The organism is Brevibacterium sp. 239c (assembly GCF_900169365.1).
GTDB lineage: Bacteria > Actinomycetota > Actinomycetes > Actinomycetales > Brevibacteriaceae > Brevibacterium.
On record NZ_FXZH01000023.1, the window covers coordinates 1 to 23,009 of the forward strand.

The 23,009-nt window shown below is 61.8% G+C and carries 23 protein-coding genes, 1 tRNA gene and 1 pseudogene; 13 read left to right on the forward strand and 12 right to left on the reverse strand.

Going from position 1 to position 23,009, the window contains the following annotated elements:
- Positions 1–405 (reverse strand): annotated as a pseudogene (locus BSP239C_RS17295) (transposase); the annotation flags it as partial.
- 120 nt (positions 406–525) lie between these two features.
- Here BSP239C_RS17295 and BSP239C_RS17300 point away from each other — a divergent pair.
- Positions 526–1,698 carry an NUDIX domain-containing protein gene (locus BSP239C_RS17300; protein ID WP_101574598.1) on the forward strand — a complete coding sequence of 391 codons (1,173 nt, stop codon included), beginning with the start codon at positions 526–528 and terminating at the stop codon, positions 1,696–1,698.
- Between the two features lie 62 nt (positions 1,699–1,760).
- On the opposite strand, the gene BSP239C_RS17305 is transcribed toward BSP239C_RS17300, so the two are convergent.
- Complete coding sequence (locus tag BSP239C_RS17305; protein WP_101574599.1) at positions 1,761–1,970, reverse strand: hypothetical protein; 210 nt, start codon at positions 1,968–1,970, stop codon at positions 1,761–1,763.
- A gap of 6 nt (positions 1,971–1,976) precedes the next feature.
- Positions 1,977–2,216: a hypothetical protein gene (locus BSP239C_RS17310; RefSeq protein ID WP_101574600.1), complete on the reverse strand. Its 240-nt coding sequence runs from the start codon at positions 2,214–2,216 to the stop codon at positions 1,977–1,979.
- A gap of 172 nt (positions 2,217–2,388) precedes the next feature.
- Between BSP239C_RS17310 and BSP239C_RS17315 the strand changes: the two genes are divergently transcribed.
- The 3 genes from BSP239C_RS17315 (at position 2,389) to BSP239C_RS17325 (ending at position 5,457) form a co-directional block, all read left to right on the forward strand.
- The gene (locus BSP239C_RS17315; RefSeq protein ID WP_101574649.1) at positions 2,389–2,736 is read left to right on the forward strand and encodes a hypothetical protein; all 348 of its coding nucleotides are present in this window, start codon (positions 2,389–2,391) and stop codon (positions 2,734–2,736) included.
- Positions 2,737–2,827: 91 nt separating this feature from the next.
- Positions 2,828–4,192 carry a glycoside hydrolase family 1 protein gene (locus BSP239C_RS17320; protein WP_101574601.1) on the forward strand — a complete coding sequence of 455 codons (1,365 nt, stop codon included), beginning with the start codon at positions 2,828–2,830 and terminating at the stop codon, positions 4,190–4,192.
- Positions 4,189–5,457 (forward strand): MFS transporter, encoded by a 1,269-nt coding sequence (locus BSP239C_RS17325; RefSeq protein WP_257930267.1) that lies wholly within the window; start codon positions 4,189–4,191, stop codon positions 5,455–5,457. Before BSP239C_RS17320 ends, BSP239C_RS17325 begins: the two co-directional genes overlap by 4 nt.
- A 92-nt stretch (positions 5,458–5,549) precedes the next feature.
- On the opposite strand, the gene BSP239C_RS17330 is transcribed toward BSP239C_RS17325, so the two are convergent.
- The 4 genes from BSP239C_RS17330 to BSP239C_RS17345 all read right to left on the reverse strand — a co-directional run bounded on the left by BSP239C_RS17330 (position 5,550) and on the right by BSP239C_RS17345 (position 9,445).
- Complete coding sequence (locus BSP239C_RS17330; RefSeq protein WP_101574602.1) at positions 5,550–6,101, reverse strand: YdeI/OmpD-associated family protein; 552 nt, start codon at positions 6,099–6,101, stop codon at positions 5,550–5,552.
- Between the two features lie 76 nt (positions 6,102–6,177).
- A complete protein-coding gene (locus BSP239C_RS17335) occupies positions 6,178–7,635 on the reverse strand; it encodes a 3-hydroxyacyl-CoA dehydrogenase NAD-binding domain-containing protein (protein WP_101574603.1) in 1,458 nt (485 codons plus the stop codon).
- Positions 7,632–8,543 carry a 3-keto-5-aminohexanoate cleavage protein gene (locus BSP239C_RS17340; RefSeq protein WP_101574604.1) on the reverse strand — a complete coding sequence of 304 codons (912 nt, stop codon included), beginning with the start codon at positions 8,541–8,543 and terminating at the stop codon, positions 7,632–7,634. The genes BSP239C_RS17335 and BSP239C_RS17340 overlap by 4 nt, the downstream gene beginning before the upstream one ends.
- Positions 8,540–9,445, reverse strand: a complete 906-nt coding sequence (locus BSP239C_RS17345; protein ID WP_101574605.1) for a TetR family transcriptional regulator C-terminal domain-containing protein — start codon at positions 9,443–9,445, stop codon at positions 8,540–8,542. Before BSP239C_RS17345 ends, BSP239C_RS17340 begins: the two co-directional genes overlap by 4 nt.
- 191 nt (positions 9,446–9,636) lie before the next feature.
- Here BSP239C_RS17345 and BSP239C_RS17350 point away from each other — a divergent pair, with 191 nt between their 5' ends.
- The gene (locus BSP239C_RS17350; protein ID WP_101574606.1) at positions 9,637–11,010 is read left to right on the forward strand and encodes an aminotransferase class V-fold PLP-dependent enzyme; all 1,374 of its coding nucleotides are present in this window, start codon (positions 9,637–9,639) and stop codon (positions 11,008–11,010) included.
- Positions 11,011–11,080: 70 nt separating this feature from the next.
- Here BSP239C_RS17350 and BSP239C_RS17355 read toward each other — a convergent pair whose 3' ends face one another.
- Positions 11,081–11,758 carry a YitT family protein gene (locus BSP239C_RS17355; protein WP_101574607.1) on the reverse strand — a complete coding sequence of 226 codons (678 nt, stop codon included), beginning with the start codon at positions 11,756–11,758 and terminating at the stop codon, positions 11,081–11,083.
- A 136-nt stretch (positions 11,759–11,894) separates the two neighbouring features.
- Here BSP239C_RS17355 and BSP239C_RS17360 point away from each other — a divergent pair, with 136 nt between their 5' ends.
- The 5 genes from BSP239C_RS17360 to BSP239C_RS17380 are packed head-to-tail and all read left to right on the forward strand — an operon-like array spanning position 11,895 to position 17,274.
- Positions 11,895–13,346 carry a PLP-dependent aminotransferase family protein gene (locus BSP239C_RS17360; protein WP_257930268.1) on the forward strand — a complete coding sequence of 484 codons (1,452 nt, stop codon included), beginning with the start codon at positions 11,895–11,897 and terminating at the stop codon, positions 13,344–13,346.
- Positions 13,347–13,369: 23 nt separating this feature from the next.
- Entirely contained in the window at positions 13,370–14,161 is a 792-nt protein-coding gene (locus BSP239C_RS17365; protein ID WP_101574608.1) for a YggS family pyridoxal phosphate-dependent enzyme, read from the forward strand.
- A 10-nt stretch (positions 14,162–14,171) separates the two neighbouring features.
- Entirely contained in the window at positions 14,172–15,140 is a 969-nt protein-coding gene (locus BSP239C_RS17370) for an arsenic resistance protein (RefSeq protein ID WP_145997487.1), read from the forward strand.
- A 32-nt stretch (positions 15,141–15,172) separates the two neighbouring features.
- On the forward strand, positions 15,173–16,750 hold the full coding sequence (locus BSP239C_RS17375; RefSeq protein ID WP_101574610.1) for a DNA-3-methyladenine glycosylase 2 family protein: 1,578 nt from the start codon (positions 15,173–15,175) through the stop codon (positions 16,748–16,750).
- 2 nt (positions 16,751–16,752) lie between these two features.
- Positions 16,753–17,274 (forward strand): methylated-DNA--[protein]-cysteine S-methyltransferase, encoded by a 522-nt coding sequence (locus tag BSP239C_RS17380; RefSeq protein ID WP_101574652.1) that lies wholly within the window; start codon positions 16,753–16,755, stop codon positions 17,272–17,274.
- Between the two features lie 118 nt (positions 17,275–17,392).
- Here the strand turns inward: BSP239C_RS17380 and BSP239C_RS17385 are convergent.
- Positions 17,393–17,465 (reverse strand) — tRNA-Ala (locus tag BSP239C_RS17385).
- A gap of 184 nt (positions 17,466–17,649) precedes the next feature.
- A complete protein-coding gene (locus BSP239C_RS17390) occupies positions 17,650–17,877 on the reverse strand; it encodes a hypothetical protein (protein WP_101574611.1) in 228 nt (75 codons plus the stop codon).
- Positions 17,878–18,743: 866 nt separating this feature from the next.
- Between BSP239C_RS17390 and BSP239C_RS17395 the strand changes: the two genes are divergently transcribed.
- Complete coding sequence (locus BSP239C_RS17395; protein WP_101574612.1) at positions 18,744–19,643, forward strand: universal stress protein; 900 nt, start codon at positions 18,744–18,746, stop codon at positions 19,641–19,643.
- Complete coding sequence (locus tag BSP239C_RS17400) at positions 19,640–20,512, forward strand: alpha/beta fold hydrolase (RefSeq protein ID WP_101574613.1); 873 nt, start codon at positions 19,640–19,642, stop codon at positions 20,510–20,512. Before BSP239C_RS17395 ends, BSP239C_RS17400 begins: the two co-directional genes overlap by 4 nt.
- Positions 20,513–20,617: 105 nt before the next feature.
- Here BSP239C_RS17400 and BSP239C_RS17405 read toward each other — a convergent pair whose 3' ends face one another.
- Positions 20,618–20,848, reverse strand: a complete 231-nt coding sequence (locus tag BSP239C_RS17405) for a hypothetical protein (protein ID WP_101574614.1) — start codon at positions 20,846–20,848, stop codon at positions 20,618–20,620.
- 109 nt (positions 20,849–20,957) lie between these two features.
- Positions 20,958–21,371 (reverse strand): phage holin family protein, encoded by a 414-nt coding sequence (locus tag BSP239C_RS17410; RefSeq protein WP_101574615.1) that lies wholly within the window; start codon positions 21,369–21,371, stop codon positions 20,958–20,960.
- A gap of 259 nt (positions 21,372–21,630) precedes the next feature.
- Here BSP239C_RS17410 and BSP239C_RS17415 point away from each other — a divergent pair, with 259 nt between their 5' ends.
- Positions 21,631–22,893 carry an MFS transporter gene (locus BSP239C_RS17415; RefSeq protein ID WP_101574616.1) on the forward strand — a complete coding sequence of 421 codons (1,263 nt, stop codon included), beginning with the start codon at positions 21,631–21,633 and terminating at the stop codon, positions 22,891–22,893.
- Positions 22,894–23,009: the final 116 nt, after the last annotated feature.

Sequence of the window (23,009 nt, forward strand, 5' to 3'; positions counted from 1 at the left end):
ACGCGTAATAGCCAGCCCGGGCCACTTTCAGGAGTCTAGCCATTCGGGTGATCGCGTAGTTGTCCTTCTCCGCGTGCATCAGTTCGAACCGTTCCGACGGTGTTGCTTCGACGCGAAGAAGGATGCCGCTTTTCCCAGAAACTCGTTGTCCTGTTTGAGTTCGAAGTTCTCCCGTTGCAACCGGGCCAGCTCTGCTCGCTCGTCCTCGCCCAACGGCCCCGTCGATGCCCCCTCGCCTTGTCGGCGCTGCTTTTCGGCTTTGACCCAGGTGCCCAGGGACTGTTCCCCGACTCCGATCTCCTTGGCCACTGCCGCGATCGAGCGACCAGTGTCGATGACCAAAGTCGCGGCCTCCCGCCGGTACTCGGGCGTGAACGTGCGACGCTGTTTCTTGCTCTCTGACATGCTGGACATCCTTCCACCAGGATCACGAATCCCGCTAGCTCGGGTGTCCACAAAACCAGGCTAACCTCAAGTGGTTGTTTCTAACGCCACCCGGGGCATTTCTGATGAAAGACAACAAACATGAAACTTCACGACGGCAACTGCCACGACTTCGACATTGAGCATGCGGGTCTTCCCGACGCGAACGCCTGGGGCATCACGAGTAGGGCCACGCGCCTGGTTCAGCCTGATACGCCGGTCGTTGGGTGGCGGTACATGGTTGTGGCTCATGTGGCCGGGACAGTGATTCGTGCTGATGGTCTGGACGGAGATAACCCGACGTTCTGGAATAGCACGCTTGCTGCACCGCAAGCCGAATGTGATGTGGTCGCGCTCGGGCCAAGAAACCTTGGAGACGTTGCCCGGCGACTGTTGGATCATGGCCGTTCACCTGACCCTGAATGCGAATGTGGTTACAGGGTGGTTCGGTCTGTGACTGAGTTGACGAAGTATCTGCAATGGGCTGAGGGGCAGCTTGCCGACTTCCCTGTGTCGGAGTTGCCGGAGGACCTGCGGGTACTGGTGGAGCCGCTTGGGGACACTGTTTCTCAGTCTGTCGTGTTGTTGCCGGTGCTGGGGTGTGGTCAGGTTGCGGGTGCACGATTCGAGAACTATCAAGACCCTGACGAGACGTTGCGGGTGGAATATTTCGCTTCTCTGGGGCAGTTCATTGCCAGTGAGGGTGACCCTGTGATTGACGCTTTGCGTAGTTGGGGTGCTGAGGTGGTTGTGGTGCCTTCTGTGACGGGGGTTCATGGGCCTGGGGATTGTGATGCTCGCGGCGAGGTGTACACGATTTGGAGGCTGATGCCGCCCGTTGGTGTTGAGGGTGTGGTGCTTCGTGAGGGTGACGCAACCGTGTCTGGTGATGGGTGGACGGAGGCGGGCCGGTTTGGTGAGTTCGGTGCCGCTGGTGCTGCTGTCATTAGCGACGGGAAGGTGTTGCTGGTGTGGTCGAACTCCCGGTGGCAGTTGCCTGGTGGTGCCCGTATGGGTGGTGAGTCTGTGGGTGAGTGCGTGGTCCGTGAGGTTGCTGAGGAAACGGGTGTGGATTTGGTTGGTGTGCCGGTGAGGTCTGCGTTCGCGCGGTCTGATGCTGCTGGTTGGTCTTATACGACTGTGGTGGTGGATGCGCCTGCTGGTGTTTTCCCGGTGGCTGATGCTGAGGTTTCGGATTGGGGTTGGTTCGCTGACCCGCCCGTTGGTATGCACCCGGATTTGTTGGAGACGTGGGACCGGATTACGACCCCGTAAATGATTGTTGCCCCGTGCGTGGCCTTGATTGGCTGCGCACGGGGCGTTTTTTGCATTCACGGCTATGTTCTGGGCGTGCACCCGTAAGCACGCATGTCGCCAGTGCGGTCATAGATGGGTGTGAGGCGGTCTATGCCCATCTCGCCAGTGTTCAGGCCTTGCCTCATATCGTCTTCGCTCATTCCTGCCCATTCAGCGGCCTGAGCTACTGTGATGCCGTGATCGTCCATGCATTCGCGGATTGTGGTCATGATTCCGGTGATGGTGGTCATTTCAGTTCACTCTCCTTTGAGTACGTCGGTGTATTCCTGTTTCTCGGTGCCTAGCTCGACAGTCAGTGCTTTGTACTGTGCCACGGAGTTGGTGAAGAACTCGTTATCCATTTCATCCCCAGCGGCGAGGGTGGCAATGGTCTTGGCTGTGAAGGCCATTTGTGATTCGAGTGTCTGGATTCGGCGGCTGATGTTGACGATCATGTCGGCCTGTGTTTCGAGTATGCTTTTCGTGCTGGTGTTCATGGTGATCCATTCCTCTGTGAGTGGTGTTCACCTAGTCCCCAGGTAGTCCTCAAAAATTGAGTTCTACTATCGTTCCAGGTGGCAAGCTTGTTAGGGAAATTCCCCTAAGCTCCACAGATTTGTCGCACAGACGTGCAGAGGTGATCACAAGTTGAAGCTGCAGACAGAGACCATGACCAGCATTCTCGGACTTGCCGGCATCACACACTTCCTCAAGCCCGAGACCTTCGATTCGATCGTTCCGCCCGGTCTGGGCGATCCGCGCTTCATCACCTATGCCAGCGGTGTCGCCGAACTCGGATGTGCGACTCTCCTGGCACTGCCACCCACTCGAAGGCTGGGCGGACTAGCATCCGCTGCACTCATGGTCGCGGTCTATCCTGCCAACATCTATACGGTGAAGAAGCACTGGCACAACCCTCGTGGACGTGCGATCGCCCTCGCCCGTCTGCCCCTTCAGGTTCCCCTCGTATGGATGTCATGGAACATCGCGAAGGATCGGACCAACGCCTCACACTGAGATCTGTATCTCGGACTGAGAGCTGAGTGAACTCAGTATTCACCCTGACCACGGCCTTGCGGCAGGACTTCTTCCATGACATATTCTGAGAATGGCAGGGACACCGGAGTTTGCGCCTCAGGCATTGCAGGCATTGAATGGTCTGCGCTTCTCAACGGCCACTGCTGCCTTCCAGATCGAGGGCGCACGGACACTGGATGGCCGTGGGCGATCCATCTGGGACGACTTCGTCGACGTTCCCGGCAATGTCCTCGACTCCAGCGCCGCCGATCCCGGCCCCGACAGTTATCACCGCAGTGCCGAAGATGCAGTGTTGCTGGCCGGTCTCGGCGCCGACCGCTACCGATTCTCGATCTCGTGGGTCCGCATCATCCCAGACGGGCAGCGAAGCACGAAGCCCAACGCAGCGGGCCTGGACTATTACGACCGCGTCGTGGACGAACTTCTGGCTGCCGGGGTCACACCGGAACCCACTCTCTACCATTGGGACCTTCCCACCGACCTCGAGGTAGCGGGCGGCTGGCTGAACAGGGACACTGTTCTTCGCTTCGGCGAATATGTCGAAGCCGTGGCGAACCGCCTCGGCGATCGAGTCCGCCATTGGTACACCATCAACGAACCCGCCTCGACCTCATTGCAGGGGTACGCGCTCGGGGAGCTGGCACCAGGACACACCATGCTCTTCGACGCGCTGCCCACGGTCCATCACCAACTCATGGCCCATGGCACCGCAGCGACGATCCTGCGTGAACACGGAGCCCAGCAGGTGGCACCGGCAATCAATCACAGCCTCATCCTCCCCGAGACTGATGAGGAGGCCGATCACCGCGCTGCGACGACTCTCGACCTCATCTTCAATCGTCTCTTCGCCGACCCACTGCTCCTCGGAGAGTATCCGGACCTCGAGGCACTCGGAGTCCAGATGCCGATCCGCGACGGAGACATGGAACTGATCTCAACGCCCTGCGACGTCTATGGGGTCAACTACTACAACCCGACCACGGTGCGCAGTGTCGACGAAGGGCCGTTGCCCTTCGACATAGTGCCCACACCGGGTGCTGCGACCACCGGGTTCGGACCACTCTGGCCGATCCGACCCGACACACTCCTAGATCTCCTCATCGATATGCGCACTCGCTACGGCTCGTCCCTGCCTCCCATCGTGATCTCTGAAAACGGCGCGTCCTTTCCCGAACCCGATGAATGCACCGAACCGATTCGCGATGACGAGCGCATCGCCTACCTGCATGATCACCTTCTGGCGCTCACCGAGGCAATGGCGGCCGGTGTCCCCGTCGACGGGTACACGGTGTGGTCACTGCTGGACAACTTCGAATGGGCGGACGGATACACCCAACGCTTCGGTTTGGTGCATGTGAATATGACGACCGGTCAGCGAACACCTAAGTCGTCGTATGAGTGGTATCGGAATCTCATCGCCGCGGTTCGGGCATGAGCGCAATCCAGCCGGGATCCGGCCAGTGGCCGAGTAAGAAGGTCGGGCCCCTCTGGATGGTGTGGTTCACCCTCGCCTGGCTGGCCATCTGGACGATCCAGCTGACTCCCATCCAGCTGCTTCTGCCATTGCAGCTCGACACCCAAAGCGGACACTGGCTGCACGGAGTCGTCTGGTCCGGAGTCGTCCTCTCAGCAGGTGGACTCGCCGGTATCATCGCCGCCCCGATCGCCGGGAGCCTCTCAGACCGCACTCGCTCACGGTGGGGCCGCCGTCGCCCTTGGGCCATCGGCGGATCGGTGGGAGCCGCCATCGGCCTCCTGCTCACCGGATGGGCACATGGACCACTGTTCGTCGGTGCTGCCTGGATCGTCGTCTCCGTTTCAGTGGCCATCGCCTCAGCGGCGCTGACCGCACTCATCGCCGATCAGCTCGACTCACAGAGGGGAACAGCATCGGCAGCGGCGAGCTCCGCCCAGGCCGTCGGCATCGTCGTCGGAGTCGGAGCGGTCGTGCTCTTGGGACTCGGACTCGGTGCCTCCTATGCGCTACTGGCCGGAATCATCACCGCCGTCGGAGTCGCCACTGCGATTCTGCTGCCCGACCCGGCTCCCGAACATCCGAGGATTCTCACCCTGCACGCCGGTCGAGAACCGATCACTCGGGCTCGGATATCGTCGCTGCTCGACCACAATTTCAAATGGCTGCTCGTGTCGAGGTTCGTCGTCAACGTGGGCAACGCCTTCGGAACCTCGCTGCTCCTCTTCTTCCTCATCTACGGAATCGGGGTTCCGGCCGACACTGCCGAAGACAAGCTGCTCGTCCTGATCGTCATTTACACGGTCTTCGTCGTCATCGCGTCCATCGTGCTGGGCGCCATATCGGACCGCTCGGGCAATCGTCGATTCTGGACGATCACCTCGGCGCTGGTGCAGGCCTGTTCGGGAGTCATCATCCTCATCAGCCCCGAGTTCGTCACCACCACGATCGCTGCTGCCATCATGGGCACCGGCTACGGTGCGTACATGGCCGTGAGCCTGGCCTTCGCCACCGACCTGCTGCTCGATCCCGATGACCATGCCCGCGACCTGAGCATGGTCAACAATTCCGCCGCACTGGGACAACTCGTCGGACCCCTGCTCGGGGCGGGACTCGTTGCTCTCGTCGGTGGGTTCTGGCTTCTCTTCGCGGCCGCATCCCTGGTCTCGATCCTCGGTGCGGTGATGACGCTGACTGTGCGCCCGAAGTCTCTGACCCCGCGCTGACCCCGACCGCCACGATTGTGCACCTGGGCCTGCACCCGTCACGTGCACGTGCACCTGCAGGTGCACCTGGACGTGACTGATTGGCACAGATATCAGGAGATGCCGAGGAGCTTCCCGCTCTTCGCCAGTTCTGGGTCGGTGCATGAGGCCAGGTCGAAGCAGCAGGGCCGACGTTTCCCGGATTCCAGCTTTGAGATCGCCACCTCAACGCGACGGGCGCGGGTGTCGGCATTCTTAGTCGCCTGGATCCACCTCACCCATTCCCATCGCGCCATCGGTGTCAGGCCCGCCCACACCTCGGTGAGTTCGGGTGAGTCGGAAAGCGCCGCATCGAAGTCATCAGGAATCGAGGTCTCCGGCCACTCCTTCGTCGGAGTCAGTGACACGTCCACGCTGTCGGCATTGTCCGTGTCCAGCTGTACCGACAATTCGTCGGTGACGTTGATCCAATGCCCGCGCATGCCGTCGGGTTCTATCACTGTCGTGAAATCGACCCCGCCCATCTGCCCGTTCGCGGCGACCTGACCGCGAGAGGGCAGCTTCGCGCTGGAATCGGCAGGCAGGCGCAGGATCGGCCTGTCGTTGATGACTTCCAGCTGTGTGGAGAACTCAATGGCCGTCGGTGTGCTCTTACGTGTGCTCATGGTCACCAGAATAGCTTCCCCGCACGTGCCTGACTTCTGGATTCCTGATGTGTGGGGGACTGGGGCCGGCTTGAACTCATTTCAGCTGTCGACCGACCCAGTCTGGGGACCCGGTTCGAATCCTCTCGACGCGTTCCCTCACCTGGTTGGGAAACGGTGCTGTGGCCCCAGTTGTCTGGTCCACATGCAAAGCGATGATCTCTTCGGTCGCGGCGAGCTGTCCGTCGACTCGCATCTCATAGGCCAGGTGCAGCTTCTTTCCCCCTGCTGATACGAGAGTGGGGGTAACTTCGAGCTGCGCGCCGAGGCCGACCTCGTCGAGGTAGCGGATGTGTGATTCGACGGTGTACAGCGAGGTGGAATGTGCCTCGCGATGTGCCCGATCGAGACCGATCTGATCCATCACCTGATCTGTGGCGAAACCGAAGACCAAAACGTAGAAGGCTTCGGACATGTGGCCGTTGTAGTCAATCCAGTCAGAGATGACCTGGGTCCGATAAGTTCCGAGGCTTCCCGGTTCTCCCGCTCCCTCATCCGCCGAGGTGACTCGTGGTATCGATTCTTGTCCCGCATCGAGTCCGGCCGTGAGTCTGCGCAATGCGATGATGCCCGCGTCTCGCGTAGCGATGAGATCGGGAATCGTCTTTTCTCCGGCGGCGATATCGCAGCCGGCCACAACGTCGTCCCGCAGCTTCTGGGTGAGTTCGGGAGCATCGAGGCGGGTCCAGGGGGACTTCAGCGAGGGACCGAAGTGGTCGAGCATGTGGGCCATTCCGCCCTCGCCACCGGCCAGATGGAAGGTGAGCATCGGTCCTTGGAACGGCCAGCGCAGACCGGGACCGTCGGTGATCGACCGGTCGATCTGTTCCACCGTCGCCTCACCCTGGTCGATCATGTGCAGGGCCTCTCGCCACTGCGCTTCTTGGAGCCGGTTGGCGATGAACCCAGGGACCTCATGGGCCATTCTGATGACGGACTTGCCGATGCGTGTATAGAACTCGGCCGCCCAGTCGATTGCTGTGACGTCGGTGGACTCACCACCGACGACCTCGACGAGGGGGATGAGATAGGGAGGGTTGAACGGATGTCCGACGACGAGGCGTTCGGGATGGCGGGCATCCACTGCCATCTCGGTCATGCTGTAACCCGAGGTGGAGGAACCGATGACCACATGTTCATCACAGACGGCATCAATGCTGGCCAGGAGTTTGCGTTTGAGGTCAAGGTCCTCGGGGGCGGACTCCTGGACGAAACCGGTGCCCGCCACAGCCTCGGCGAGGTCCGTGTGCACAGTCCACGCGTTTCTGTCCGCTCCGGTGACCATGTCGAGTTCGGCCAGCGCGGGCCAGGCTGCGTCGATGAGCCGACTCAGCTTCTCGGCGGCATCCGGTGCGGGATCCCAGACCCTGACGGTGAAGCCCTGGGCCAGGAAGTATGCGGCCCAGCCGCCGCCGATGGTGCCGGCTCCGATGCAGGTGACCGTGGTGATCGACTCGAATTCGGGATAGGAGGCAGCAGTGTCAGTCGCGCTCACAGGTCGGCTCCCGTCACGATCGGTGTCTGCACTCGCAGGTCGAGGATCTGACGGGCCTCGTCAGGCGTGGCCACCTCGGCACCGAGGTTCTCGATGATGTCGACGGCACGTTCGGTCAACGAGGCGTTGGTGGCCTTGACCCCTTTGGCCAGGTACAGGTTGTCCTCGAGCCCGACCCGGGCATGGCCTCCGGCGAGAATGGACTGAGCAACCCAGGGCAGCTGATTGCGGCCGATGGCGAAGGAGGTGAACTGTGCACCCGCGGGCAACATGTTCACCATCGCAGTCAGCAACCCGGCATCGACCGGTGCGCCGTAGGGGACCCCCATACACAGTTGGTAAAGCGGTGGGGGATCAATGAGTCCCTCTTCGACGAGTACATTGGCGAACCAGAGGTTCCCGGTGTCGAAGATCTCGAGCTCGGGTCGAACGCCGAGGGTCTGAATCTTCTTCGAGCCCTCACGCAGCATGTCAGGGGTGGAGACATAGATGTTCGAGCCGTCGCCGAAGTTCAGGGAACCGCAGTCGAGTGTGCAGATCTCGGGCAGCAGCTCTTCGACGTGGGGGAGGCGATCGAGGGCATTGACCAGGTCCGTGCCCGGCATATGAGTGGTCGGGTCCTGAGGATCGACGACGAGATCTCCTCCCATTCCTGCAGTCAGGTTGATGACCGGATCAACGTCGGAGGCGCGAATGAGGCGCACGACCTCTCTGTAGTGGGCGACCTCGCGAGACCCCTGTTTGGTGTCGAGATCGCGAACGTGGATGTGCACGACCGATGCGCCGGCACGAGCCGCGGCGATCGCGTCATCGGCGATCTCCTGCGGGGTGACGGGGACGTGCTCGCTCTTGTTCGCCGTATCGCCGGCGCCGGTGACGGCACAGGTGAGAATGACCTTGCGATTCATGATGACTCCTCATCAGGGTTGGGGTTGATGATTGCGCGTTTGAGGTAGGTGGAGAGTCGGCGCCGGAACGTCGCGACATCCATGATTCCCGTGAGGACCTTGACTCCGAGGCCGTCGAGCAGCGAGGTGAGTTCGTCGGCCATGGCCTCGCTGTCACCGGGTAAGAAGTGACCAGAGGACTGACCGGCTTCAATGGTGGAGCGCACCGTGTGCGACCAGCGTTCGTAATGGGCCGGGTAGTCAGAGGTATGGGACTCCTCGAGACCGAGCCTGGCCCAGGTCTGGAGCCAGATCGACCACTCGCTGCGGGTGGTGCGGCCAATCGGTGACTGGAGTTCGAGCAGACGCTCGAGTCGTCGACGTGGGTTGGGGATCTCGTCGAGCCAGGCAGTCTGCCGATCGAAGGCGAGTTTCACAGAATATTCCAGGGTTGCGTCGAAGAGATCGGACTTGCCATCGAAGTAGTAGTGGATGCTCGCGTTCGAGACCCCTGCGGCCTCTGCGATGTCCGCGATTCGCACGGTCTCGTAGCCGGCGCTGGCGAACAGATCCCAGGCAGTTTCGACGATGAGCCTGCGCGGAGAAGAATCCGGGAGTGGGGCTGAGGCCCGATCGTGACTGGGTTGGAAGTGCAGCGGAGTCGCTGAGACTTGGGACTCGTCGCCGAGCAGCCATCTGACCGTCACACCGGTCGCAGTGGCCAGGCCGAGAAGTTCCTCGGTGGCGAATCGGCGCCGACCCGACAGGGACTTCGACAGCTTGGTCTCATCGATTCCGATGCTCGCGGCTACATGCCGCTGGGACAGTTCGCTGGTGCGCAGTGCCTCTTTGGCTCGCCGTGCTGTGGCATCGGCGGCGGTGCTTCCGGTGTCGCTGGCATCGGTATCGCTGCGATCCTTCATAGCGGCCAATCTATCTTTTACATGCGCAAAGCGCAAGCAATACTGAGATGCAATCAGGACTTGCGATTGAAGATTCGGCCTTGTGGAGGCATTTACGTGAGCGGGAGTCCCTCATCACCGGAGGGGAGCGGATATTCTCGAAGGAACGAAATGCTCGCCTGCTGACACCATTCCTACCCCTGGAGGGGCCCATGAACGACAATCTCCATTCGCGTATGCACGTCGTATCTGATGAGACTCGGAACCTCGTTAACCTCGTCCTCGACTATTCTCGCCGGCGCACCTTGGCCGTCGATACTCCGCTCGATCACCCGACGACCGAGACCGAGCTCAAGCGTCTGGCCGGGCCGACCATCACCGAGGATGGCGTCGGGTCTTCTCGTGCACTCGCGATCTTCGAGCACATCTTCGCTCCCGCCTGCATTACGACGGACCATCCGAAGTACCTGTCCTTCATTCCGAGTGCGCCGACGAAGGCTGCTGTGGCGTTCGACCTGGTGGTCTCCGCCAGCGCGCTCTACGGAGGCTCGTGGCTCGAAGGCGCAGGCGTCGTCCACGCCGAGAACGAAGTTCTGTCGTGGCTGGCCGGCGAATTCGGGTTGCCGACGACAGCCGGCGGCGTCTTCGTCCAAGGCGGTACGATCGGCAACCTGTCGGCCCTCGTCGCGGCGCGTGATGCGCGCAAGGCTTCGCTCGGCGATGAGCTGCCAGGGCGCTGGGTCATCGTGTGCAGTGCCGAAGCGCACTCCTCCGTCGCGTCGGCGGCAGCTGTGATGGACGTCGATGTGGCTCCCGTTCCTACCGGTGAGGACGGAATCCTGCGTCCAGAGGGCGTCCGCGCCGCCCTCAAAGAACACGGGGAGGCCGTCATTGCCGTCGTCGCAACTTCGGGGACGACGAACTTCGGCACTATAGATGACATCGCCGGAATCGCAGCGCTCAAGGACGACTTCGACTTCTGGCTCCACATCGACGGCGCCTATGGGCTGGCGGCGATGCTCTCACCTCTAGCCCGGCACAAGTTCGCCGGAGTCGAAGCAGCCGATTCCGTCATCGTCGATCCGCACAAGTGGCTCTTCGCTCCCTTCGACGCCTGCGCACTCATCTACCGCGATCCCACCTTGGGGCGGCGAGCGCACACTCAGCGGGCCGAGTATCTCGACACTCTGACCGAGGCTGATGAGTGGAGTCCCTCTGACTATGCCATCCAGCTCACCAGGCGGCCTCGTGGGTTGCCGCTGTGGTATTCGTTGGCCAGCTACGGCGCCGAGACCTACCGTGAAGCCATCGGTCATTCGATCGAACTTGCGATGCAGATCGGAACTGAGATCAAAAAGCGGCCGACCCTCAGACTGGTGCGTGAACCCGAGCTCTCGGTCGTCGTCTTCGAACGTGATGGTTGGACCCGTGAGGACTACCAGCAGTGGTCGGATCGGCTGCTCGAAGATCAGCGAGCCTTCGTCGTACCCAGCTCGCACCAGGGGCGACCCAACGCCAGGTTCGCCATCGTCAACCCGCTCACGACCTTTGAGGACCTTGTCGACATCCTCGACACGATGGAGTGATCCACTTCGCTGGAGCTCTTCGACGCTCACGCGGAGACGGACGCCGAAGCGTGTGAGTTCTGTTTGAGCCTCAGTCCCGGGCCTGGGGCTGGGGACGTGGTTTGAGTTCGACAGTGAACGTGGGCAGGAGGAACTGCGTGATCGGTCCGATGCCCACCGCATAGAGCGCGGTGCCGATGCCGAAGACGCCGCCGAGCAGCCAGCCGACGATGACCACGGTGACTTCGATGAGGGTGCGCACCAGTCGGATGGACCTTCCGGTGACCCGCGACAGCCCAGTCATCAGGCCATCGCGAGGGCCGGGGCCGAACTGTGAGCCGATGTACATCGCCGAGGCGACCCCATTGAGGATGATGCCACCAGCGAGGAGTCCGATGTTCCACCACAGCTCCTCGGGTTGGGGCAGGAACAGGCGTGTGAGGTCGAGGGCGGGACCGATCAGGAGGGCGTTGAGCACCGTCCCGAGTCCGGGCTGCTGCTTGAGAGGGATCCAGATGAGGAGGACGAGGAACGAGGTGATCGTGACGATGGTGCCGAACGTCAGCGGCAGGTGCTTGATGATGCCCGAGTGGAGGACGTCCCAGGGCATCATGCCCAGCCCGGAAGTCACAATCATGGCCATCGAGGCGCCATAGAGATAGAGGCCGAAGAGCAGCTGCGGCAATCGACGGGGGAGTCGGCCGCTTTTAAGCTGCTGGATGGGACCGATATTCGCGAGTTCGCGCTTCGGTACAGGTGTCGATGGCATCGTAGGTCTTTCCGGGTCGTTCCAACTGATATCACCATCATCTCCCGAACTGGCCTTGTAAAAAATAGCCAATTGGAAGAAAGTGGTCATATCGACACCGCCACGGTGGATGAGTCATCGACACAGCGAGGATGCTATGAGCACGCCGATCATGAGCGGACCCAGGTTGACAGACATCATCGGCATAGGGCCGTGGCCCAGTCCGGCCTATGATTCGCTGACTGCCGCGATCTCGCGCGCCATCGGTGACGGACGCATTCCGGTCGGGGCCAGACTGCCCAGCGAACGCGAGGTCGCCGCCGCGACGGGGCTGTCTCGGACGACGGTCACCCGTGCCTTTGCGAAGCTGCGTGAACAGGATTTCGTCATCACGCGGCGCGGCTCGGGAAGCGTGGTCCAACTCCCGGAAGTCCCGGGTGGGCGAATCGATCACCTCCTGACCCCTGCTGGAGCCGACGAGGCCGAGATTGACCTCACCTGCACCGCCGCTGTGGCACCGCCCTGGCTGCTGGCAGCCTACGAACGTGCGGTCTCGCAGATTCACGCCTATCTGCCCGGTACGGGCTACTACCCCTCGGGACTGCCCGTGCTCAGAGAGCTCATCGCCGAACGCTACACGGCGCGCGGGGTCCGCACCGATCCCGATCAGATACTCATCACCTCGGGGGCCTTCGGCGCCGTGTCCATCGCAGTGCGTGGTCTCAACGAGGGCCGGGGCCGGGTGCTCATCGAAAGCCCGACCTACCCGAACGCAATCGCAACCCTGGAAGGCGCAGGTGTCTCCCTGATTCCCTACCCTCTCGAGAGAGGTTCGGCCGGGCACCACTGGGACATCGAGGCTATGGACCATATCGCCCGCCAGACGCGGGTCCGGTCGGCCTACCTCATCCCCGACTTCCACAATCCCACCGGTGCACTCCTGCCCGAAGCGCAACGACCCGAACTCGGGGCCATGCTCAGACGCAATTCAGTGGTGCCCATCTTCGACGAGTCTCTGGTCGAGCTGGGCCTTGATGGCGAACCGACTCCAACCCCGATGGCGGCCTTCGTGCCCGACTCCATCACGGCAGGAAGCGCCAGTAAGATCTCCTGGGGTGGACTCCGAGTCGGATGGATGCGAATTCCTGCCCACCGCATCGAGGGGATGGCATCCACCCGACTGAGTCTCGACCTCGGCGCTCCTGTGCTCGAGCAGCTGGTCGCCGTCGAACTCATGCGCGACCATGACAGAATCGTTGCCGACTGCAGAGACAAACTGCGCGCGGCCCGGGACAGTCTCGCAGCAAAGGTGCGCGCTCATCTTCCCTCGTGGCAGGTCATTGTCCCCAGCGGAGGTATGGCGCTGTGGTGTCGACTGCCCGAGGACCGCTCGGGGGCGCTGGCCATCGCGGCCAGGCGACACGGACTCGGTTTGGTCTCGGGACCCAATTTCGCCCCTGCTGGGGGCCTGGACAGGTGGATCCGCTTGCCGTACACGGTCGCCGAGGCACAATTGGGCGAGGTCGGCCCCCGGCTCGCCGCTGCCTGGGATGATGCCCTGGAATACACCGACCGGATTCCGGCCGGGCGAGCGCGGATCGTTGCCTGAAACACTCTGGGTACCATGAGGATATGGACGAGGATATGAGCGTGGACGAGGGTCTGGACCACAACGGAGAGTACTCGACTGCTGAGAACGTTGAGGACTTCCGGATCAACATCGCCGAGGTGAATCGGCGCATCGCCTCCGCAGCTGAGCGGGTAGGCCGTGAGCCCGGTGAGATCGAACTGCTGCCCGTGAGCAAGACGGTCCCGCAGGAGAGGATCCGGGCGGCCGTAGCCGCTGGGTGTCACAAGCTTGGCGAAAACAAGGTGCAGGAGGCCTTCCGGAAGTCAGATGAGATGGCTGACCTTGACATCGACTGGGCTGTCATCGGTCACCTGCAGTCAAACAAAGCCCGGGACGTGGCGAAGTTCGCGTCCGAATTCCAAGCACTGGACAGACTGAAAGTCGCAGCAGCTCTCGATCGGCGTCTGGAGGCAGCGGGCCGCAGCCTCGACGTCTATGTCCAGGTCAACACCTCGGCTGAAGAGTCGAAGTTCGGAATGCCGCCGGAGGAACTCCTGGGCTTCCTGCGCGAACTGCCGCAGTTCCCGACCCTGAAGGTCCAGGGGCTGATGACTCTGGCGGTGTTCTCCTCCGACATCGACCGTGTCCGCACCTGCTTCCAGCGTCTGCGCACCCTGCGAGATCAGGCGCAGGAGACCGACCCGGAGCTGATCGGCAGCGGAAAACTCTCCATGGGCATGTCCGGGGACTACGAGGTGGCCATCGAAGAAGGAGCGAACTGCGTCCGAGTGGGCCAAGCCATCTTCGGCAGGCGGGCACTGCCTGACAGCTACTACTGGCCCGAGAACGGCTGACCAACCCGCCGTGCTCGCGTCACTGGCTAGGCATCAGGTTCTCTGGTACTTCACCGCCATACTCATGGGCGCCCTCATCGGCCTCTGCCTGCCAACGGCGCCGACGATCGCCACAGCCGCGATCACCCCTTGCCTCATCGCACTCCTGTTCGTGACCTTCCTCGACATCCCGTTCGATGCGGTCCGAGACTCCTTCTCCGACATGAAGTTCTTGGGCGCCGTTGCCCTGACCAATTTCGTTCTCGTCCCGCTCTTCGTGGCCGGCCTCTATGCCGTGATTCCTCTGCATGAGACGGTCGTCGTGCCCGTCCTCATCGTTCTCCTCACCCCCTGTATCGACTACGTCCTCGTCTTCACCAAACTGGCCGGCGGGGCCTACACACGTCTGCTCGCACTGACACCAGTGCTTATGCTCGTCCAGATCATTCTGCTTCCGGTTTACCTGTGGGTGACTCTGGGAGACACAGCAGCCGCTGCGATCACTCCCGGGCCATTCATCGCCGCACTCGTCATCTTCATCATCGTGCCGCTGGGTGCCTCCATCGGGGTGCGCCTGCTCTCTCGCCGATCGAGCATCGTAGATCGCTCCGTCCGGGTCGTCTCGGAATCGATGGTGCCGCTGATGATGGCGACTCTGGCCGTGATCGCCGCGGCACAGGTCCCGCTGATCGCCCCACAGCTGTCGAAGTTGGGTGGTGCCATCGCGGCCTTCGTCGTGTTCGCAACCATCATGACCGGCTTCGGATGGGTCCTGGCGCGGACACTGCCGCTGTCTGTGGGGCAGGGCAGAGCCCTCGTATTCACTGGCGTGACCCGCAATTCACTGGTCATGCTCCCGATCGTGCGGGCCATCACCGCAGACGGCATCGGCCCGGCCGCGGTCGTTGCGCAGACGATGATCGAACTGGTCTTCATGCTCCTCCTGGTCCGCGCAGTACCGCTCATCCTCCCGGAAACCGTCGTGTCCGAAAACCGCTAGTAAAGTCTTGGGAATGGGAGCAGAATGGCATCATGCTCACCACAGATCAGTGCTATCAAGCGGTGGCCGGGCGGGACAGGCGCTTCGACGGAATGTTCTTCACCGCGGTTCGGTCAACCGGCATCTTCTGTCGGCCGTCCTGCCCGGCCAGAACTCCTCTGCGTAAAAACGTCGACTTCTACCAGACCGCAGCGGCAGCGACTGAGGCAGGTTTTCGGGCCTGCAAACGGTGCCGACCCGATGCCAGCCCGAATTCGCCGGAGTGGGACACCCGAGCCGATGTTACGGCTCGAGCCATGAGGCTCATCCAAGATGGCCTCGTCGACCGAGCGGGGATCTCCGGGCTCGCCTCGGCGCTGGGATACAGCCCACGGCAGCTGGGGCGAGTGCTGCAGTCCGAACTCGGGGTCGGACCGCTGGCCATCGCCCGCACTGAACGTATCAGGACCGCTCGCACATTGGTCGAATCGACAACGCTGTCCATGAGTGAAGTCGCCTTTGCCGCCGGCTTCTCAAGCATCCGTCAGTTCAACGACACCTTCCGCGCAGTCTATTCGTCCACTCCACGGGATTTGCGCAACAATGCAGGAGCCCGGCACGGCACTCAGAGCATCACGGTTCGCCTGGCGTACCGCGCGCCTCTCGACCATACACACCTCTTCAGGTATCTGGCGGTGCGCGCGATCCCTGGGGTCGAAGACGTCACCGGTGATCATTACACCCGTTCACTGCGCCTGGCGCATGGACCGGCTGTCCTGACACTGGCCCCGGGCGCTGGGGACTATATCGAATGCCACCTCCGCCTGGCCGATAGCCGGGATCTCGGAAGTGCGGTCGCCAGAGCCAGACGAATCCTCGACCTCGACGCGGACCCCCTCGCTGTGCGCGCGACCCTGGAAGAGGCAGGACTCTCCGAACTCATCGACCGCTACCCGGGCATCCGTTCTCCGGGCACCGGCGATCCAGTCGAACTCGCCATCCGAACGATCCTGGGACAGCAGATCTCGGTCATCGCCGCACAGACCCATCTGAAGCGTCTGGTAAGCGCCCACGGGCAGTCACTGCCCGAGGAGTTGAGGGTCGGCACCGTCGACCGAGTGTTTCCCACAGCCGCCGAAATCGCTGAGATTCCGGAAGAACATTGGTCACTGCCGCGGCGCAGGATCGACACGCTTCGGGTGCTTAGCGCACACCTGGCAGACGGTTCGATCGATTTGGGGCCAGGGTGCGACCGCACAGAAGTCAACGACAGCCTGCTTGCGATCCCCGGAATCGGGCCCTGGAGTCTTGGCTATATTCGGATGCGAGCGCTGGGGGACCCCGATGTCCTGCTCAGCTCCGATCTCGGGGTCAAGAAGGCGATCGACGAGCTCAATGGTCCTGGCACGGACATGACCGACTGGGCCCAGCAGCTGGAACGCGTACGACCCTGGCGGTCCTACGTCACGCACTTGATGTGGGCCCATCACGCGCGGCCCCAGGCATCCCCGGCAGTACCGCCCGCAACGCAATCACACCGACCAACCGGGACAGACGCAGAATCACCCACAGACACACCCACAGACACAGCCACCCACAGCACCGCGAATCGGAAGCGAAGAAGACAATGACGATGACACTGACCCACCCCACGGCGAACACAGTGAGCTACACGGTCATAGGGTCCACAGTGGGAAAGATCCTTCTCACCTCGGATGGTGAGCACCTCACCGGGCTCTACCTGGATGACTTCGACCAAATTCTGCAGCGACTGGAAACGACTGGTGGTGTCGAGCCGGTCATCGACGAGAAGATGAACGTGTTCGTCGAGGCAGGGGAGCAGCTCGCCGAGTACTTCGCCGGCACCCTCAAGACATTTGACCTCCCCTTGGCACCACAGGGCACAGAATTCCAACGGGAGGTCTGGCAGGCGCTGACGACGATTCCCTATGGCACGACTGCCGGATACGGGGAACTCGCTGTGTGGATCAACAGGCCCACGGCGGCCCGGGCAGTCGGAGCGGCCAATGGTCGGAACCCGATCAGCATCATCGTTCCCTGCCACCGTGTGATCGGCGCGAACGGGGCGTTGACAGGTTACGCCTGGGGAGTAGAGAAGAAACGGACCCTGCTCAATCTCGAGGCCGGTCGCTGACTGAGAGAGCCACAGACGGCTGTTGACCTAGAGCCGCGGCTTTTGAGGGCCACCAGCAGCGGCGTGGAAGTGAAGAAGGACCCGGTCTCATCGTGATGAGACCGGGTCCTTCGTACGGTGGAGGTAAGGGGATTCGAACCCCTGACCTTCTCCATGCCATGGAGACGCGCTACCAACTGCGCCATACCCCCGCTTGCTGGTTCAATATTACTCAGGTGCACGCGGGACGACAAATCGGGCGACAGTGACGCTGACCACACTCGGGCCTGCAAGCGGCGACTGGAGCTGAATCAGTGGAGGGAGCATAACCTGTGACGAGAGTGGGGGCAGCGACGGCGGCCGGGACCGGGCGAACCCCGGTCCCGGCCACCTGCATCAGATCATCGGCCGCACATAGTAGAGGTACTTCGCTACGTCGCGTTCGCGCTGCTCCTTCACCCGCTCCTCTCGAGCAAGTTGGCGAATCTGCGCGTTGCGACGTTCGCGTGCGGCCTGGAGGCGATCCTCGGTGGTGGTTGTCGGGCGGCGAGCCCATTGGATCAGCTTGAGCCCGATGCTCAGCGCTATGCGCCGTGGATAGGTGAATGGAAATGCCGTAGACAAAATGAGTCCTTAATGTTTTCGGGCAGGGGAAACGCCCAAATGAGGGTTAGTGAAAATGTTCGAACTCAATGAGCCGAATGAAAGGCTCAGTGTGCCGAATGAAAGCGACTTCTGTGAGATGAATGCACTGATCGATGACCGCATAACAGTCTGAGACTCGGTGAGGATCAGACGACACAGCGGTGCCTGCCCAGGGGCAGATGCAGTCGGATGAGTGGCTTCACAACACGCAGGGTCGGTGATGTCCGGGAACGAACGCACCTGGTGAACGACGGTGTCCTACGCGAGTTCAGGACATGCATCGATGCTGCGAGCAAGCGCCGACAGTGGCGCGAGTGCGGCATGAAAGCACGATGACCCTGCGGGAGGAAACGTACCGGTGTTCAGCTGACCGATGGAGAAAGACGCAAGAGGCGGCTGGAATTCAGCCGACGAGCCCTTGTCCGCCAATCAAGCAGGCAGTGATTCCGATCCAGCGGTGCTGGGGATGGGGAAATGCGATGAGTTTCAACATGCTCCTGCGCTCCTTTCTTGGTCTTGGATCTCGTGTGAGCGGCGTCAGCGCTCATTGTGTTCAAATGCAATTCTACAGTTTATGCGAATCCGTGATTGCACTGACGAATTTATCACAGGTGAAGAACTCTGTGTGAGTTCTGTTCATTATTTCTGAACTTTATTTCGGCTAATGGGAATCATCGTCTAATCGGGTCTGTTCGAGCCCGATGACCTGTCACCGATCAACTCAAGTTTCAGAATCACAATCTCCATCAGAATCACCTTTCCACAGTCACCGGAACGTGAGGTCGAAGAATGGTGACATGGCGACGTAGAATCTTCTCAGACTCGCGACTCTTTGGGAGAAGATAATGTCACAGCCAGCTGCCCCCACTCGACGACTGATCGTCGGATACATCGCCACCGACCGTGGACGCGACGCCATCGCTCTGGCCATTTCACTGGCGCGCTCCGCCGGGATCGAACTCATCGTGACGATTGTGCGTCCGGAGTCATCGACCTTCACTGCAGGCAATTCGATACCGCAGGACGGTTCCGGGATCGTCTCGCAGCAGCTTGAAGACTGGCTCGATGAGGCTCTGGCCCTTGTGCCCGACGATGTCTCTGCTCGCGGCGTCATTCACACCTCGTCCAATGAGTCCAAGGGCCTGATGGAGGTGGCGAGAGACGAGGGCGCACTCGGCATCGTCATCGGTGCTCGTGCCACGACGCTGATGCGCTCGTTCCGCATCGGGACGGTCGCAACCTCATTGCTGCACTCCTCAGAGGTCCCCGTGGTTCTGGCTCCCTCAGGCAATTCGGACATCGGCCCCGTTTCCCGAATCACCACACTCTTCGGAGCACGGCCCGGAGCGGCAGCCCTCATCGGCGCGGCAATAAAGTCCGCTTCAGCCCTCGACGTCGACCTGCGCCTGCTGTCCTTGATCGAGAGCGACGGACTCGCCGACGACGACACTGTCGAGATCCGAGAATTCGCCGAGGAGTACGGAGGAGCGGTCCTGGCCGGACGCGCAGCCACGATGTTTGAATCGGGCCGCGCCGTCGTGAAGTCACAGGCCGGGGCCGACATCGAGGATGCTGCGGCCAACGTGGACTTCCAGCCAGGCGAAATCGCGTTCATCGGTTCCAGCAGGCTCGGCCGAGGCGGTCGAGTCTTCATCGGTGCTCGTGCCAGGAGACTGCTGCGCGTGCTGCCGGTGCCCGTCGTCGTCGTGCCTCGTCGGGCAGCGGATACCGCACCTGCGCAGTGAGTCGTTCGCCTGCGTCTCGCACCGATTTCATCGTCGATGGCCACCCGACGGCAGCATGGGTGCATTCCTCAGACTCGACGGCCACTCGCCCCGTCCTCATGGTCCACGGATTCCGCGGTGACCACCACGGGATGGACCTCATCGCAGGAACAATCCGCGACCGTGATGTCATCGTCGCCGACCTGCCCGGATTCGGGCTGAACGCTCCTCTTCCAGGAGGTCTGAGTCTCGACAGCTACTACGCTCATCTGGTCGGGCTCATCGCCGAGGTGAGCGCGCGTTGGCAGCTCGCACCGATCGTTCTCGGCCACTCCTTCGGATCCATTCTGGTTGCTCATATGGCAGCCCGGCAGCCGACGACGGCTCCTGAGCTCGTCCTTATCAACCCGATCACGAGCCCGGCACTCGAAGGCTCGGCGAAGGTGCTGACAGCGCTGACTCGCCTCTACTACACCCTCGGCGCCCAGCTGCCGGAGGAGATCGGACATCAGCTGCTGGCCAACCCCGTCATCGTCCGGGCGATGAGTGAGGTCATGGCCACGACAAAAGATCGCGGACTGCGGCGCTATATCCACGACCAGCATGCACGGCACTTCTCCACTTTCAGCGATCGGACTTCACTGGCAGCGGCCTTCGACGTCTCTGTCGCTCATACCGTCACCGAGGTGAGCGACCGGCTGAGCATGCCGACTCTCGTCATCGCAGGGGACAAGGACGCCATCGCTCCGATCAAAGCGACACGGAAGTTCGTCGCCGGACTCAGCGATGCCACCTTCGTCGAACTCTCCGGTGTGGGGCACTTGGTCCACTATGAGCGTCCCGACGAAGCCGCCTCGGCGATCATGGATTTCTGCCGCGGTCGAGATTGAACCCAGCGCGAGGACGTCGTCGGCAACGATGGCTGCGCCTCTGAGGCAAGTAGAAGGGCCGATGCGAATCAACGCATCGGCCCTTCTGTTGGCGACTATCGGGTGTCAGGCCTTACGGTCGACGGCCCAGTGATAGACCATGGGGATGAGGAAGGCGAAGCACGAGGCGAGCAGGCCCGCCCAGAAGAGCCAGAACTCGGTACCAGCGGCACCGTAGAATCCGACACCGAAGAGGTAGAGACCGAACACGAAGAGGGCAAACGAGACGATGAAGACGATAACGTCAGCGAACGATGCTGAGTTACGAGTTCTCTTCGTAGTGGCGATGTTGGACATGTTCTCCTCCGACGGTCATTGGGGTGCAGACTGACACACTGCCAGTAAGTCTACACGCAGTAGAGAAGATTCCGGGTCCGAGGATCGCCCGAGTTGCGGCGGTAATCGATCAGTCGCGTGCGGAGCTCTTCTCTGGCACCAGCCAGCCCAGAAGCGCAGACACGATCGAGACGATGATCGCAGCGAGGATGGCCGAGGGGAAGAAGCTGTCGAGAGTGAACTCGAATGGGGTGAAGCCGCTGAGCCAGCTGGTCAGGGCCAGCATGATCGCGTTGATGACGATCGAGAACAGGCCCAGGGTCAGACACGTGATGGGTGCGGACACGAAACTGAGGATCGGTTTGATGAACGCGTTCGCCAATCCGAAGATCAGCCCGATCACGAGGTAGGAGATGATCGTGGCAGCGATCGCTCCGGTCTGGTCCTCGACGACTGGGTTTCCTTCGATGACGACGCCAGGCAGGATCCAAGCCGCGACCCAGATCGCACATGCGTTGACGACAACTCGAGAGAGGAAGTTCATGTCGCCATCTTCCCATTCTCGTCTGCATTCTTACTGAGTCGCGGGTGAGAGTGGGGTCTGTGCCCGGCGACGATGGTGAGCAAGCTCAAGCGCTGAAGTTCGCAAGCACCCTCGTGTGCGCGTGCCGATCCCGGTAGCCTGGAAGAAGCGCCGAACTGCGCCGACAGAGTGAACAGAGTGCATCTACCGAGTGATTCGATCCAGGTCACCACGGCGGCACCGATCCCCATCGCAGAGATGGGGGAGAAACTGGATTGATATGCCCGGCAACGAAACCCGCACCCGTCCCGACGCGATCGCAGCACCGAAGCTGCTGACCATCGTGGGCCGCAGCTATTTCCCGATCGCCTTCGTGGCCCGCCTGCCCTATGCGATGGTGGTCATCGGAGTCCTCACCCTCGTCGTCGCCGGTCGTGAGTCGCTGAGTCTGGGCGGCATCAACTCAGCCATGGTCGGCCTGGGGACGGCGATCTTCGGCTCCTTCATCGGTGCTGCCGCGGACCGCTGGGGTCAACGACGCGTGCTGCTGACCATCGGCCTGCTCAACAGCATCGCTTTGATCTTCATGGCCTGGGTCGTCTTCAGCCCCCTGCCTGATTCCGTGGTGCTCCTAGCCGCCTTCGCCATCGGTGCCACTGCCCCGCAGGTCGCCCCGATGTCACGCTCTCGCCTCGTCGAGATCATCATGTCCAAACTCTCAGGCCCCAGACAGCAGAAGACCCTCAACGGCACCATGGCCTATGAGTCGGCCGCCGATGAGTTCGTGTTCGTCTTCGGCCCCTTCATCGTCGGTCTCCTCGCCACAACCCTGCACCCGGTGGCGCCGATCATCGGTGCCGTGATCATGACCCTGGTATTCGTGACCTCATTCGCCCTCCACCCCACGGGCAGGGCCGTCGTCAGCACCTCGGCACAGCCACGAGTCCAGGCCCCGGCCAAGGAGCTGTTCACCTTCGGCGTCTTCGTCATCATCCTCGGCGTCTTCGGCATCGGGCTCGTCTTCGGGTCGACGCTGACGGCGCTGACCTCACTGACGAACGACCTCGGACGCCCCGAGGAAGCGGGTCTCATCTACGGCATCATGGGCATCGGATCCGCCATTCTCGCGATCACCGTCGCGGTGTTCTCCCCGCGCTACGCACTGTGGGCCAGGCTGCTGTCATTCGCACCGCTGATGCTCATCGGCGCAGTGATCATGGCGTCATCGACCTCAATGGCCACCGTGGTCATCGCCCTCCTGCTCATGGGCTGCGCGGTCGGACCGACGCTGGTGACCCTGTTCAGCCTTGCCGCTGAGCGCAGTCCCATCGGTCGTTCGGCGACAATCATGTCCATGGCCGGTTCCGCGATCATCGTCGGCCAGTCGGTGGCGTCGGCAGTCAACGGAATCCTCGCCGAGGAGGCCGGAACTTCGGCCGCAATGGCTGTTCCGATGGCGGCTTCCGCACTCGTCCTCGTCGCCGGTCTGCTCAACGTCTTCGTCGGCAGAAAAGCGCGAAAAAGAGACCTGGTTCACTCGTAGTTTCCGCCTTCTGGGACGCGGCGTCCCAGGATTGAGATCGTGTGACCTGAGCAATATCGGGGAGTAGCATTGCCGGTTGTTCACAGTGAATCGCGCACCACAGTGCGCGTTTGCAC